Raw genomic sequence first — 16,180 nt, forward strand, 5'->3', positions numbered from 1 at the left:
TTTAAAAGTTCTCTAAAGATATGATTGTTTAATTTTTCATTTAGTGCAAATAGACCATATGATTTAACGTCTACTTCATATGTTTGTTTTTCAATACTTTGATAAACACCATTGATAATCTTTCCAATAACTCCTTTTTCAACAGGAATAATTTTTCCATTTTTTCTTATTGATGTTCTTTTTATAACATTATAAACACCTTCTTTTGTGGTTGCTTTTACTCTGGTACTAGATGGTCTTGGAATTTCTAATATGTCTTTAGGAATGGCCATTTTTATATCTCCTTTTTTATGTGTTAAACACTATACATATATATTTATTTTACCACCTATTTTTAGTTTTTTAAACTTTTTTTAAATAAAATTAGAACAAAAAATAGAGCTTTTTTAGCTCTAGATTTAAGAAAATTTAATTTTTTAGATATTTTAATGTATTTAATGGACGAAAATAAGAATTTTTTAGTAAATTATTAAAATTATATAGTGTCCAAAATTGGGAATTTTTTAGTAAAATATATAAACAAGGAATTGATTATAGTTACGACTGAGAAGTTAAATCATTAAATTTTGCTGCTAAAGAAGAATATTTAATCAAAAAAGATGAAATTGATTTAGAATTTATTCCTTTAGTTAAACAAGCAAAAGAAAAATATCATGAAATATCAAAAGAAAAAAATAAACATAATGAAATTACTAAAAAACTTCTTCAACAAGAAAAAGAGTCTTATCAAACTGACTTACAATTTGCAACAACTAAAAGTGAAAAGAAAAATCTGAAATTAGAACACAAACAAAACAAAAAAGAAATCAAAACAAGAAATGCTGTTAAACAAGCAAAAGACAATTGAACTTATTTAAAACACAGTTTTAAAACAGAAAAAACTAAAAATAAGTTAGAGTATGTCGCAGAAATTGAAAACATAAAAAATAATTTACCAATCGAATACCCAGTATGAAAGGAAATTCTTTCTATTGCATTTGGTTGATTCCCTGGAGTTGCACCATTGATTAATGGTCAATATAAAAAAGCGCTGCTAATGTTTGCTGCACTGCCAGTATTAATGTCATTTATATTATATTCATTTGGAGTTGGAAACGTTGAAGGGAAAGGTTTATTAGGATTAGTTGATTTTGGTGCTAGTGTTCACGATAGTGATGGACGTTTCTATCTAGTTGAAGGTATTATTTCACTTATTCTTACTTTTGGAACATGTCTTGCAATTCTTTCTACATGAATTGATTCAAGAGGTAACGCTAAAAAAATGAGAATAGGTTCAAGATCAAGTACTTTTAGTCAAACAAGAACATTCTTAAAATCACATGGAATTCCATACATCTTATCATTACCTGCTATTATAGGAATAATGTTTATTGTACTTGTTCCAATTATTTCAACAGTAATTATTGCATTCACTAATTATGGTAAAGGAAACGATCCAGGACGTCCTGGTCAAATCATCCAATGAGTTGGATTTCAAAATTTTAAATCTATTTTCGGAGGAGAATATTTCCCATCATTCAAATACGTTATGGGATGAACATTCACATGAGTTATCTTTACTACAGTTTCAGTTATTGCAGTAGGTTCATTATTTGCATTACTAGTTAATCATGATAGATTAAAAGGAAAACGTATTTTCAGATTAATATTTTTATTACCTTGAGCTGTTCCTTCATTTATTATGATCATGGTATTTGCAATCTTACTTTCAAGTGCGGATTTTAATAGATTCACACAAAGATGAATTGGAGTTAGTGGATGAACTGCAAGACAAACTCAAGCACGTATTGTTCTGATAATGTTACAAACATGATTAGGACACTCATACATGTTCTTATTAATCACTGGTGTTTTACAAGGTATATCAAAAGACCTATATGATTCATCAACAATTGATGGTGCTTCAAGATGAAAACAATTAATGAGAATTACAATCCCACTAATTCTTGCTCAAGTTGCTCCGTTACTAGTTGGTCAATTTGTATTCAACTTCGGTAACTTTGGTATTATTTATCTATTTGGAGCAAACGCTCAAGCTTTAAACCCTGCAGATAATAAACCATATCCAGGACAACCTGGTATAACAGATATTTTAATTTCATTCGTGTTTAAAATAGCAACACACCCAGACAGATATACTTATGGTATTGCTGCTTCATTTATTATAGTTTCATCATTTATTGTTGTTGGAATCTCAGCAAATGGATTTAGAAGAATGAACGCTTTCAAAAATTAGGAGGTAAAATTAATGGCTATAAAAATTCAAGTTAAAAAAGAAGATGTAGTAGGTAAATCTATACAATTTTCTAGTCTTTTAAAACCAGTTAAAAAATACGATATATCAAATTTCAAAAGATCTGGTTATTCGGCTATTATAAGAAAAACACTTCTAAATCATGAAACTATAAAAAACACAAATAAAGTAAAAGAGTATCAACAATTTATAAAAAGCAATTACATTATTGGAAATATTGTTGATGTTTATAAAAAATTTACTGATGATAAAAAACTAATAGAAGGTTTATTATTATCATTAATTTCAAATGCATTTTCAACATTTAATGATAAAAACAATTTTAACGTTTTTGTTGGAAATCAAAGCATGAATGAAGTAAATAAAGAAACTATTGATGAAGAGTTAATTAAAGAAATTGAAAATTATGCAAAGAAACAATCTATAAAAGATTTTGGTCATTTTGGATTTAAAAATTTAGACACATATGAATTTATTTCTAATTGACAAAAAATTAATGCTATTATTGTTTGTTATTTCAAAAAGATTAATCTTGAAGAATTGGGAAGAATTTTAGCTAGTGAATTCTTATTAACTTATGAGACACATAAAGAAGTAAAAGACTTTGTTTCTATCAATCTAATTGAACATGAAAATTTATCAGAAGATTTCTCATTTAATAAAATCAATTCATTACTTGAAGAAGCCTTTGATGAAATGAATAATCAAAATATTGATAGTTTAACAGTTCAAGAAATTATTATCTTATTACTAAAAAAATCATTGACTTACCAAATTGAAAATGGTGATAAAAAATGATGAACCAAAATAGTTGATAACAGAAAATCAAAAGAAAAATTTAGATTATATTGTAGTGAAGAAATTAACGATAAAATCGCAAGTGAATTGCGTATGTTAACTAATCCTCAACTTTTAGGTCAAGTTCAAGATAAAAAAAGTGAACAAAAGAAAAAGTTTAATCATTACAATGTTTTAAAAATTAATAACAAAAATTACAAAATAGATCCTGAAGGATTAAAAAACGCTAAAGCAATTTTTAAAAACAAAGATCTTATTGATTTTCAAGCTAGTTTAAGTGAAACATACTTTAGATCTAAACACTTGAATTTTAATAAATATCATAATCATTTATTAATCGTAAAACTATCTACTTTAGCATATCTTTACCCATTAAAAAATAAAGATAAAAATATCAATTTTGATAAAGCTAGAGAAGTATTTGAAACATTAATATTAAAAATAGCAAGCCAAATTTCTGCTGAATTTACTAGTTTATTAGAAAATATAATTTCAAGTGATCAAAAATTAAAAAATGATCTATTTGAAAGTAAGGAAATAGATAAATTAGGACGTTATAAACATTGATCAAAATATGTTGCAATAAATAAAGCAATATATGAGAATTTAAACTTAAACACAAGAATAATAGAAGCAAGTGTTATATACGAAATTCTTAAAAATGAAGTATTCACTTATGAAACTATGAAAAAATCTAATTCATTATTCAATAATTGTGAAGTTTCATACAATGATATTTCAAAATATCAAAATGACTTATTATTTATAATTGAACAAGAACTTAAAAAAGAAAAAAATAATGCTTATGTTAAATATGTTAGATTTTTAACTGAAACATTTGGAAAACTTTATCTATCAGATAAACCTCCATTAAATATTTATGGAAAAATTGGTCTAGTATTTACTTACTTAGTATTAATTGCATGAGCATTAATAATTATTGTTCCAGTCGTTCAAGTTGTCTCTCAAGCGTTTAACTGATACTCATCAAACGCTTCAACTTCAAGTGCAGGAAAAATCGGAACAGTTGGTAGATTTGACTTTAAACAATTTGCATTTAGTGCTGCTAACTTTAGTTATTTATTTACTGAAACTAAATTTAAATTTTGAATAGCAAATTCATTAGTTATAGCAATTATTACAATGCTAGCTATGGTATTTGTAACTGCTATGGTTGGATATGCATTCTCTCGTTTTAGATTTAAAGGTAAAAGAGTTAGTTTAATGACTGTTATGTTGATTCAAATGATACCAACCGTTTCAAGTTTTATTGTGTTTTATGTAATGTTCCAATTACTACATGAAAAATTCAAAATACCAGGTCAATTAATGATTATATTTATTTATGTTGGTGGTGGAATTCCTGGAAATGTATTTGTTCTTAAAGGATTTCTAGACAACATTTCGACAGATATAGATGACGCTGCTAAAATTGATGGATGTAGTATTTGAATGGTATTTACTAGAGTAATCATTCCATTAGCTAAACCTATGTTATCAGTTATTGCTTTATGATCATTTATTGGACCATTCGGTGATGTTCTATTACCAAAATTATTACTAGATGATCCTGAAGAATGAACAATGGCTACAGGATTAAACAGTTTACTAAATCAATCAGGAGTAATTTCACAAGGGGCATTCGCTGCTGGTTCATTACTTGTTGCTGTTCCTATTAGTACACTATTTATAATGCTTCAAGGAAATATTACAAGCGGATTATCAGGAGGAGTAAAAGGTTAATATGAAAGTTGAATTAAGAAATATATCAAAAAAATACGAAGGTAACTCATTTTACACACTTGAAAACATTGATTTAACTATTGATGATAATGACTTTTGTGTAATTTTAGGACCATCTGGATGTGGTAAAACCACATTATTAAGAATTATTGCAGGTCTAAACTCAATTACAAAAGGTGACTTATTATTTGATGGAGTTAAAGTAAACAACCTTTTACCAAAAGATCGTGATATAGCTATGGTATTTCAAAGTTATGCTTTATACCCTCACTATAATGTTTATAAAAACCTAGCCTTTGGTTTAGAGATGAAAAAAGAGAAAAAAGAAATCATCAACCATAGAGTTAGAGGAGCTGCAAAATTATTAAATATTGAAAAATATTTATTCAAAAAACCTAGAGAATTATCAGGAGGACAACAACAACGTGTTGCTTTAGGGCGTGCGATTGTTAGAAAACCTAAACTATTCTTAATGGATGAGCCATTATCAAACTTAGATGCTAAACTAAGAGAATCAATGAGAACTGAATTAGTTTCAATTCACAGAATTTTAGGAACAACTACAATTTATGTTACTCACGATCAATTAGAAGCTATGACAATGGCTACAAAAATTGTTTTAATGAATAATCAAGTTATTCAACAAGTTGGTAAACCAGAAGAATTCTATAATAAACCAAATAACTTATTTGTAGCAAAATTTATTGGGACACCAACAATGAAAGTTTTAGAAGGTAGACTTAAAGGTCAAAACTTCGTTTGTGACACTAAAGACTACAAAGTTAAGTTAACAAAAGAAGAAGTAGAGTTAATTAAAAAAGAAGGAACAGATAGATTATACTTAGGTGTAAGAAGTGAAGATGCAACTATCGTTGATTATGATGATCCAAAAGCTAATGTTCAAGGAACAGTTATTAACTCTGAGTTATTAGGTATGAACAAACAAATTACTTGTGAGATTGAACCATCAAACAATTTTGTTATTACAGCAGCAAAAGATGCTTCTATTTCAATTGACAGTAAAGTAGGAATAAAAATCAATAGATATCATTTATTCAACGGTATTACTGAAAAACGTATCGGGTAATTTAACAATTTAAATTTCAAATTATTTTTACAAACAATTTCAAAAAAAAGACATACTTTTTACTAGATATAATAATCTATAAGTATGTCTTTTTGAGTAAAAAAATAAAAATAAAATTCCAGAAAAATAAAAATAAAATTTCAAATTATAATATTTAAATTTAAAATCTAATTATAGATATTAAATAGGTGAGAGAATGAATACAAAAATTGATGTAAATATTAAAAGATTATTTGAAGTAGATGAATGAAAATTAACTGAAAATAAACTACCTGAAGATGGCTTTGATTTTAGATTAAGTGAATCAATTACATCATTAGGAAATGAATATCTAGGAATGAGAGGAAACTTTGAAGAAACTTATTCTGGAGATACTCATAAAGGTTGTTATATTGGTGGATTATGATATCCAGATAAAACAATTGTTGGATGATGAAAAAATGGTTATCCAAAATACTTTGGTAAAGTAATTAATGCCGTTAACTTTTTAGGTTTAAATGTTGTTGTTGATGGGGTTGAATTAGATTTATTCAAACAACATCCAACAAGATACAGCAGAACTTTAAATTTAAAACAAGGTATTTTATCTAGAGAATTTGAAACAATTGTTAATAATAAAAATATTAAAGTTGAAGCAGAACGTTTTGTTTCAATTGCAAATAAAGAATTAACTGCTGTTAAATATTCAATTACTAGTGATCAAGATATGACATTAGATTTAACTAGTTATATTGATGGAGATGTAATTAACCGTGATTCTAATTATAAAACTAAATTCTGAACTCATTTAGATTCAAAAGCTACTGATAATTCTCAATTAGTAGTTTCAAAAATGATTGAAAATAACTATGGAATTGAACGTTTTAGTTATGCAAGTTTAGCAGTTAATAACTTTAATTTAACTCCTAGTCAAATTAGTAATGATCAATGTAATTTATATGCAAAAACTTCATATAAATTCGATTTAAAAGCTAATGAAACATTAACTATTTATAAAATGATTTCAACTGTTCATTCACTATACTACAGTGAAAAAGAATTAGCAGTTAAAGCTAGTGAAGTTTCATCTGAAATTAACAAATTAAGTTATGAAGAATTAAGACAAAAACATGTTGAATTATGATCTAAACGCTGAGAATCTTGTGATGTTAAAATTATGGGATCTGATCTAGATCAACAAGCAATAAGATTTAACTTATTCCAATTATTCTGTACTTATTATGGAAATGATGATCGCTTAAACATTGGTCCTAAAGGATTTACTGGTGAAAAATACGGTGGAGCAACTTATTGAGATACAGAAGCTTATTGTTTACCTTTATACTTAAAAGCTTCAGATCCAAAAATTAGTCGAAACTTATTAAAATACCGTCACAATCACTTACCAAAAGCTATTGAAAATGCTCAGTCATTAGGATTTAAAGGTGCATTATATCCAATGGTTACATTCAATGGTGTTGAATGTCATAACGAATGAGAAATTACATTTGAAGAAATTCATAGAAATGCAGCTATGGTTTATGCTATTTATAATTACACTAACTATACAGGTGATTATGAATACATTAAAGATCTTGGAATGGACGTAATGGTTGAAATTGCAAGATTCTGAGCAGATAGAGTACATTATCATTCAATTAAAGATAAATACTTTATTCATGGTGTAACTGGACCAAACGAATATGAAAATAACGTTAATAACAACTGATTAACTAACTTAATGGCTAGATGAGTATTAACTTATACTTTAGAAATGTTAGACGAATTACAATTAGATAAATCAAGATGAAATCTATCAGTTGATGAATTAAATAAATGACAAGATATTATTAACAAAATGTATCTACCATATGATGAAAATCTAAAAGTATTTGTTCAACACGATACATTCTTAGATAAAGAATTAAAACACAAAGATTTATTAAGTAAAGATGAAAGACCTTTAAATAAAAACTGAAGTTGAGATAGAATTCTAAGGAGTGTTTATATTAAACAAGCCGACGTTTTACAAGGAATTTACTATCTATGAGATCAATTCACTAGAGAAGAAATAATTAGAAACTTTGAATTCTATGAACAATTTACAGTTCATGAATCAAGTTTAAGTCCATGTATTCACTCAATTATTGCTTCAAGAGTTGATTTAATGGATAAAGCTTATGAATTCTACAACCGTACAGCTAGATTAGATTTAGATAACTACAACAATGATACTGATGATGGATTACACATTACAAGTATGACAGGAAGTTATTTAGCTATTATTGAAGGATTTGGTGGAATGATTATTAGAGATGGTGTTCCACACTTCTCACCAAAACTTCCACAGCAATGACAAGGTTATGAATTTAACATTAACTTTAGATCTCGTATTTTAAAAGTTAAACGTACTAAGACCGAAACTATAATTACATTAGTTTCAGGAGATGCTTTAAAAATTAATGTATTTGATAAAGAATATCAATTAGAATCAGAAATTAAAATAGGAGCTTAGATGAACAGTAATTACTGATGAAAAAATACTGTAGTTTATGAAATGTATCTTCAATCATTTAAAGATTCAAATAATGATGGTATTGGAGATTTAAACGGAGCTATAGAAAAATTAGAGTACTTAAAAAATCTTGGAATTGGAGCAATTTGATTAACTCCAATTTACAAATCACCACTTGTTGATAACGGTTATGATATTTCAGATTATAAAGATATCAATCTTATTTATGGTGATTTAGATAAATTTAAAGAATTTGTTGATAAAGCTGATTCATTAGATATTAAGATTGTTATGGATCTAGTTTTAAATCATACTTCCGATCAACATGAATGATTTAAACAAGCAAGAAGTTCAAAAGATAATCCTTATAGAGATTATTATATTTGAAGAGATGAACCATCTGATATTAACTCAGTTTTTGGAGGAAGTGCTTGAGAGTATGATGAAACTACAAATCAATACTACTTCCACTTGTTTGCAAAAGAACAACCTGATTTAAATTGAGAAAATCCTAAAGTTAGAGAAGAAATTGCAAAAACAGTTAAATGATGATGTGATTTTGGTATTAAAGGATTTAGATTAGATGTTATTGATTTAATTGGTAAAGAAGTAGATAAAAAAATTCTAAACAATGGACCAAATCTACATAAATATCTTCAAGATTTAAGAGTTAATAGTTGAAAAACAAGTGATGTTATGACTGTTGGTGAATGTTGAGGAGCAACAATCGATCAAGCAATTCAATTTTCAAATGACGACAATCAAGAGTTTTCAATGGTGTTTAACTTTGAACCGATTTTAAGTTTCTTTAGTCAAGAACATAAATTCAAAAAAACACCTGTTGATTTTGTTAAATTCAAAAAAATCTTTGAAAAATGACAACAAGGATTATTCAATAAAGGTTGATCTGGATTATTTCTAACAAATCACGATATGCCTAGAATGGTTTCAAGATTTGGAAATGATAAAGAATATAGAATTGAATCATCAAAAACAATTTCAACAGCAATTTATTTAATGCAAGGAACTCCATTTATTCACCAAGGTGATGAAATTGGAATGACTAATGTAAATTGAACTGATTTAAATAAATATAGAGATGTTGAAATTCTAAACACTTATCAAACTGATGTTTTAGGTAAGAAAAATATTACTCATGATGAATTTATAGAAGGTGTTTTAGAAGTTGGAAGAGATCATTCAAGAACTCCAATTCAATGAGATGATTCAGAATTTGCTGGATTTAGTAAAACAAGACCTTGAATTGATGTAAATGATAATTATAAAGAAGTTAATGCAAAAAACGATTTAGCTAACCCTAATGGAATTTATAACTTCTTAAAATCATTAATTTCATTTAGAAATAAAAGTCAATATGCTGATATTATTAACAATGGTTGATTTGAATTAATCAAAGCTGATGATAAAAACATATTTGCTTATTCAAGAACTTTTGAAAATAAAACTATTAAAATCATTTCTAACTGAAGTGAAAACATAGTTGATATATCAGATATAGTTAACAAAAATGAAGAAGTATTATTAAACACAGAATCATCATTTGATGATATGAAATTACAACCTTGACAATCAATTGTTGTAAAACAAAATTAATAACAAATCTCTGAAAATTTTCAGAGATTTTTATTTACACTTTAAAGATGTATTTTTTAATTAGAAATTGTAAAATAAATATTATATTAAAGGAGAGAAAGTATGGATTTTTCACATAAAGCAATAGAAAAGAAATGACAAAAATTCTGAAAAGATAATAATATTTATAAAACTACAAATAATAAAGAAAAAAAATCATATGTTTTAGATATGTTCCCTTATCCAAGTGGTGCCGGATTACATGTTGGTCACGTTAAAGGTTATACTGCAACTGATGTTTTTGCACGTTTTAGAATAATGCAAGGTTATGATGTATTACACCCAATTGGTTGAGATGCTTTTGGTTTACCAGCTGAACAATATGCTTTAAAAACTGGAAACGATCCTAGAGAATTTACTTTAAAAAATATTGATAACTTTAGAGTTCAATTACAAAAAATGGGATTTAGTTATGATTTTGATAAAGAAGTGAATACAGCAGATCCTAACTACTATAAAATAACTCAATGAATTTTTAAAAAGTTATATGAAAATAATTTAGCTGAAAATAGAGATATTGAAGTTAATTGATGTCAAGAACTAGGAACAGTATTAGCTAATGATGAAATCATAGAAAAAGACGGGATCATGGTAAGTGAACGTGGTGAACATCCTGTTACTAAGAAAAAAATGCGTCAATGAGTTTTAAAAATTACTAATTATGCTGAAAAATTACTACAAGGTTTAGATGAATTAGATTGACCTCAATCAGTGAAAGATTTACAAAAAAATTGAATAGGTAAATCAGAAGGTGCTGAAATCATTTTTAAATCAAATGAGATTGATATTCCAGTTTTTACAACACGTGCTGATACTATTTATGGAGTTAGTTATATTGTTTTAGCTCCTGAAAATGAATTAGTTTTAAAATTAACCACAGATGATAAATTAGAAGAAGTTAAAAAATATATTGAATTAACATCTTCAAAATCTGAAATAGATCGTAAAGATGAATCTAGACCAAAAACTGGAGTTTTTGTTGGAAGTTATGCGATAAATCCTGTTAATAATCAACCTGTTCAAATTTGAATTAGTGACTATGTATTAAATGATTATGGAACAGGAGCTGTTATGGCTGTTCCTGCTCATGATAAAAGAGATTGAGACTTTGCAACTACATTTAGTCTACCAATTAAATTTGTTATTAAAGCTAAAGATGAGTCTAAAGCATTTGTTGGTGAAGGAATTCATATTAACTCTGAAATCTTAGATGGATTAGATAGAATTCAAGCATTAGAAGTTATTTATAAATATATAGAAGAAAATAATTTAGGTACTAGAAAAGTTAATTACAAATTAAGAGATTGATTATTCTCAAGACAACGTTTTTATGGTGAACCATTCCCTGTTTTATATACAGAAAATCAAGAAATTGTTTTAGTTGAAGATAAAGATCTAGCTGTTACTTTACCTCAAACTGAATACATTAAACCAACAGGAACTGGTGAAAGTCCATTAGCTAGTGTTGATAAATGAGTTAATGTTGAAATTGATGGTGTTAAGTATAGAAGAGAAACTAATACTATGCCTCAATCTGCTGGATCAAGCTGATATTTCATTGCATATGTTTTAACTAATATGTCAAACGATTTAATAGATATAAATTCAGAAGAAGCTTGAAAACGATTGGAAAAATGATTACCAGTTGATCTTTATATAGGTGGACAAGAACATGCAGTAGGTCATTTATTATATGCAAGATTTTGAACACATTTCTTATATGATATAGGTGTTTGTCCTGTTAAAGAACCGTTTAAAAACTTATTCAATCAAGGTATGATTTTAGGACCTGATGGTAGAAAAATGTCTAAATCATGAGGTAATGTAATTAATCCTGATGATGTCATTGACACACATGGTGCTGATGCTTTAAGATTATATGAAATGTTTATGGGACCATTAGATGCTTCTCTTCCTTGAAGTTTTGATGGATTAGATGCTAGTTTAAAATGATTAAATCGTTGTTATAGAATGATTAATAAAGTTGAATTTTCAGATACAAATAATTCTAATTTAGATTTTGTTTACAACGATGTAGTTAAAAAAGTAACTGAAATGATTAGTTCATTAAAATTCAATACTGCAATTAGTCAATTAATGGTTTTAGTAAATGCTATTTACAAAGAAAAAGAAGGAACAGTATATAAACCTTACATTGAAGGATTTGTAAAAATGTTAAGTTTATTTGCTCCACACTTAGCTGAAGAATTATGAGAAAAATTAGGTCACACTTCAAGTATTACACAACAAGAATGACCAAGTTATGATTCATCTAAATTAGTTAAAAATACAGTTGTAGTAGCAATTCAAGTTAACGGAAAACTTCGTAGTACTGTAGAAGTTGAAAAAAATACAGACAAACAAACTCTGCTTAAATTAGCTAAAACTGATGAAAATGTTATGAAATTTATTAATGGTCATCAAATTGTAAAAGAAATAGTTGTAGTTGATAAAATTGTAAATATTGTTGTTAAGTAAAAGGTTATAAAAACCTTTTTTTCTTTTCCAAAATTATATAATTTAATATAGAAAGGAAATATAAACTATGAGAAAGACTGTTAAATTAACGATTTTATTATTAGTAGTAGCAGTAATATATTTTGGTTATTCAGCATGAATTGATAGTGTTGCTATTTATGCGATTAGAAATACCGATCCTAGTGATCCTACAAAATCATTTTGATCTTCAATGACAAGTTCTCCAGCTTGAATTGCTCAATGAAAAGCTATTTTAGAAGCTAGATTCACTACTTTAAATAAACCAGATCTTGTTGAACAAGTTAAAACTTTCAATGGTTCTACTGCTTGAAGTGCTTGAACAGAAGTAATTGCTCAAAGTGGTTATAGATTAACCGGATTCATGGCACCAGATTCATTACTATATACTTTACTAAGTCCTTTCAAACTTATTTTAGTTGGGGGGGTATTTGCAATGTTTATCCCTCTATTGAAACAACTTTTATTTAACACTATTATAGGAATTAAAGCGTATATTAAAAACCGTGATATGAACGTTTTATTTAACTATAGTAAAACTATTGATTATGTTAAAGATTTAAAAACTAAAATTGAAGCAAACGATTTTGAAGGTGTTAAATCAGCCTATTTAAGTTATTCAGGATTAGCTTTTAAACCAATGTTTCTAACTAATTTAATGAATGAAATATATAAAAAATTAATTAAATTTGGCGACATTTCAGTATTTGCTAGTGGATGTGATTCGGTATTAGAATCAATTAACGAAATGTATACTAAAGAAAAAAGAAGAGCTATGAACAATGGCCGTGGAGATGAAATGTTTTATGATATTAAACGTGGATTTGAATACTCATCATATAGTTCTAAATATTTCGTTAAATACTATGAAGCGATGTCTAAAAATAATAAAGATTTAGGATGAAGAATCTTTAGTATTGAAATATCAAGATTCCCACTATTCTTATTATTTTCTGCTATACCATCAGCAATATTATCTGGTATTTTAAGTACAGTGATATTAAGATCAATTTCATCAACAATATCAGCTAGTGTGATAACATTAATCACTTTCGGATCATTTATTCTTCCTTGAGTATTATTTGCAATTTTATTACATTGATTCTATGCAATTTCAAAAACTGAATATAAAATAAATAAACGTTTATTATTTAAACCTGCATTAGTTTATTATTTATTATTATTACTAGCAGCAATTACAATAACTGCTGGATGCATCGGTATAGCTCAAGTTGGAAATATAGCTGAACCTTATACTGCTGTGTTAATGACAAAATGATTTGGTGCTTTAACTTATCTAGTTTTAACTACTTGTTTAGTGATGTATGTTTTAGCAACTTTAGTTGATAATCATAGAAAAGGTAAGGAATTAAAATTAAATGTAATTATTAGCAACATCATTGCTCCATTATTTATTTGAGTAATAACAACAGGAGCTAACTTCTTTGCTATTTTTGCAACAACAATTGCAGAAGATATTACTAATTGAATTTCAGGAACTAATATTATAATTATGGTTTTATTCTGAATTTATCTATTTACATCTAATTTCTTAATCAATAATCTAATCACTAATAAAACAGCTAAAAAGCTAAGTCAAACTAAAATTATAGAAGCAACAAAAACAAGAAAAACTAAAAAACAAACAGCAAAAAACTAATTGGCCACAAGCCAATTTTTTTAATATTTTAAGATGTTTTTAAAAATTAAATTTTGAAATTTTTTATAATTTTTAACAGGAGGTTATTGGATATATGAACACATTTACAAACATTATTGAAAAGAAAAAACATAATATTAAATTAACTCAAGATGAGATCAATTGACTTATAAAATGTTATGTTGATGGATCTATTGCAGATTATCAAATGGCCGCATTTTGTATGGCTACTTATTTTACTGATATGAATGATTTAGAAACTTCATATTTAACTAAATCATATATTGAATCAGGATCACAATATGATTTGACTTCTGTTAAAGGATTTAAAGCCGATAAACACTCAACTGGAGGAGTTGGAGATAAAACTAGTTTAGTTTATGCTCCACTTGTAGCTAGTTATGGTATTAATATTTGTAAACTAACAGGAAGAGGATTAGGAAAAACTGGTGGAACTGCTGATAAATTAGAATCATTTCCTGGTTGAAAATGTGAATTAGAAAATGATGAATTTACTGGTGTAATCAATAAAACTGGATTAAGTATTATTTGTCAATCTGATGATGTTGTTCCTGCTGATAAGAAAATCTATGCACTACGTGATGTTACTGGAACAGTTGATTCAATGCCTTTAATCACAGCTTCAATTATGAGTAAAAAACTTGTTGTTGAAAACGACGGATTAGTTTTAGATGTTAAAGTTGGAAATGGTGCATTTATGACTAATTTAGATGATGCTATTGATCTAGCTAATAGAATGATTGATGTTGCTAAAAATTATAATAGAAAAATTGGTGTAATTCTTTCAAATATGGAATGTCCACTAGGAAAAGCAATTGGAAATGCAATTGAAGTTAAAGAAGCTTGAGATACACTTAATGGAAAAGGACCAAAAGACTTTATTGAATTAATCACTACAATTGTTGGTGTAACTTTATTACAAGCTAAAATGTTTAATACTTTAGATGAAGCTAAAGTTGATGTTTATAAAAAACTTCAAACTGGTGAGGCTGCACATTATTTAAAAGATTTTGTTATAGCTCAACATGGAGATTGATCTGTTTTAGAAAATTATGACAAAGTATTTAAATGTAAAAATAAAATCGAAATAAAAGCAACCCAAAGCGGTTATGTAAAAAACACAAGAGCTGAAGAATTAGGTCTAATTTCTGTTGAACTAGGAGCAGGAAGAGCTAAAAAAACTGATACTATTGATCATGCTGCTGGAATTTATTTAAATAAAGAATACGGTGAATCAGTTAATGTTGGTGATGTTGTTATGACTTTATACACTAATAAAGAAATAAACTTATCATGAGAAAAAGAAGTATTAAAAACTTTTGAAATAGTTGAAACTCAACCAACAAAAGAAGTTGTTTATAAAATAATTTCAGATGATATTAAATAATAAAAAAACACAAGAAGGAAACCGGGACAAAATTATTAGACTCCCTAAGGGATAGACCCCCTAGGGGGTCTATTTTTTTCGAAAAAAGGAGGTTAGAATGTTTACTATTTTAGACAATAAGTCATATGCAGAAATTAAAAAACGTATATTAGATATCTTTGCAAAAGATCCTAAAAGATCATGTTTATCAATAGCAAAGCAATTTAATAAATCTGTTTCTACTATAAAAAGATATAAGAAAGAATATCTTGATTTTATAAATACCGGAAAGGAGATAATACTTTCTCATAAAAATGTAAATAACAAGAATGCGCAAAAATATAGTGATGAAACAATATACAACTTGGGTGAAGTTTATCAAGGAGAAATGAAAATAACAGGAGGAGAGAACAATAATGGTAGTTGTTCATTTTTGACGTTGAAAAATTATCATAGTTGTTTAAAAGAAAAATTTGGTTATAAGATTTCATATTCTAATTTAGATAAAAGATTAATAAAACAAGGTTTTGCTAGTGCATACTGTAAGAGAAAAACTAGAAAAGAAGTAAAAAAAATAAGAAAACAAAATGAAGAAAGCAAAATTATTA

General features: G+C 26.8%; 9 protein-coding genes and 1 pseudogene. 9 read left to right on the forward strand and 1 reads right to left on the reverse strand.

Annotated features, from left to right (window positions below):
- Positions 1-272 (reverse strand): annotated as a pseudogene (locus AB668_RS01685) (IS1634 family transposase); the annotation flags it as partial.
- A 788-nt stretch (positions 273-1,060) separates the two neighbouring features.
- Between AB668_RS01685 and AB668_RS01690 the strand changes: the two are divergent.
- The 9 genes from AB668_RS01690 to AB668_RS01730 form a co-directional block, all read left to right on the forward strand.
- Complete coding sequence (locus AB668_RS01690; protein WP_235443322.1) at positions 1,061-2,236, forward strand: carbohydrate ABC transporter permease; 1,176 nt, start codon at positions 1,061-1,063, stop codon at positions 2,234-2,236.
- 12 nt (positions 2,237-2,248) lie between these two features.
- The gene (locus AB668_RS01695) at positions 2,249-4,795 is read left to right on the forward strand and encodes a sugar ABC transporter permease (protein WP_235443323.1); all 2,547 of its coding nucleotides are present in this window, start codon (positions 2,249-2,251) and stop codon (positions 4,793-4,795) included.
- 1 nt (position 4,796) lies between these two features.
- Positions 4,797-5,882 carry an ABC transporter ATP-binding protein gene (locus tag AB668_RS01700; RefSeq protein ID WP_050517347.1) on the forward strand — a complete coding sequence of 362 codons (1,086 nt, stop codon included), beginning with the start codon at positions 4,797-4,799 and terminating at the stop codon, positions 5,880-5,882.
- A 196-nt stretch (positions 5,883-6,078) separates the two neighbouring features.
- A complete protein-coding gene (locus tag AB668_RS01705) occupies positions 6,079-8,376 on the forward strand; it encodes a glycoside hydrolase family 65 protein (RefSeq protein ID WP_050517348.1) in 2,298 nt (765 codons plus the stop codon).
- On the forward strand, positions 8,377-9,990 hold the full coding sequence (locus AB668_RS01710) for an alpha-glucosidase (RefSeq protein ID WP_050517349.1): 1,614 nt from the start codon (positions 8,377-8,379) through the stop codon (positions 9,988-9,990).
- A gap of 102 nt (positions 9,991-10,092) precedes the next feature.
- On the forward strand, positions 10,093-12,507 hold the full coding sequence (gene leuS, locus AB668_RS01715) for a leucine--tRNA ligase (RefSeq protein WP_050517350.1): 2,415 nt from the start codon (positions 10,093-10,095) through the stop codon (positions 12,505-12,507).
- 67 nt (positions 12,508-12,574) lie between these two features.
- The gene (locus AB668_RS01720; protein ID WP_050517351.1) at positions 12,575-14,185 is read left to right on the forward strand and encodes a hypothetical protein; all 1,611 of its coding nucleotides are present in this window, start codon (positions 12,575-12,577) and stop codon (positions 14,183-14,185) included.
- 94 nt (positions 14,186-14,279) lie between these two features.
- Complete coding sequence (locus tag AB668_RS01725; protein ID WP_050517352.1) at positions 14,280-15,593, forward strand: thymidine phosphorylase; 1,314 nt, start codon at positions 14,280-14,282, stop codon at positions 15,591-15,593.
- Between the two features lie 97 nt (positions 15,594-15,690).
- Positions 15,691-16,180, forward strand: a 490-nt coding sequence (locus AB668_RS01730; protein WP_050517353.1) for a winged helix-turn-helix transcriptional regulator, incomplete at its 3' end; no start/stop codon positions are given.

The organism is Mycoplasma sp. HU2014, assembly GCF_001199495.1.
Classification (GTDB): Bacteria; Bacillota_I; Bacilli_A; order Mycoplasmatales; family Mycoplasmataceae; genus Mycoplasma.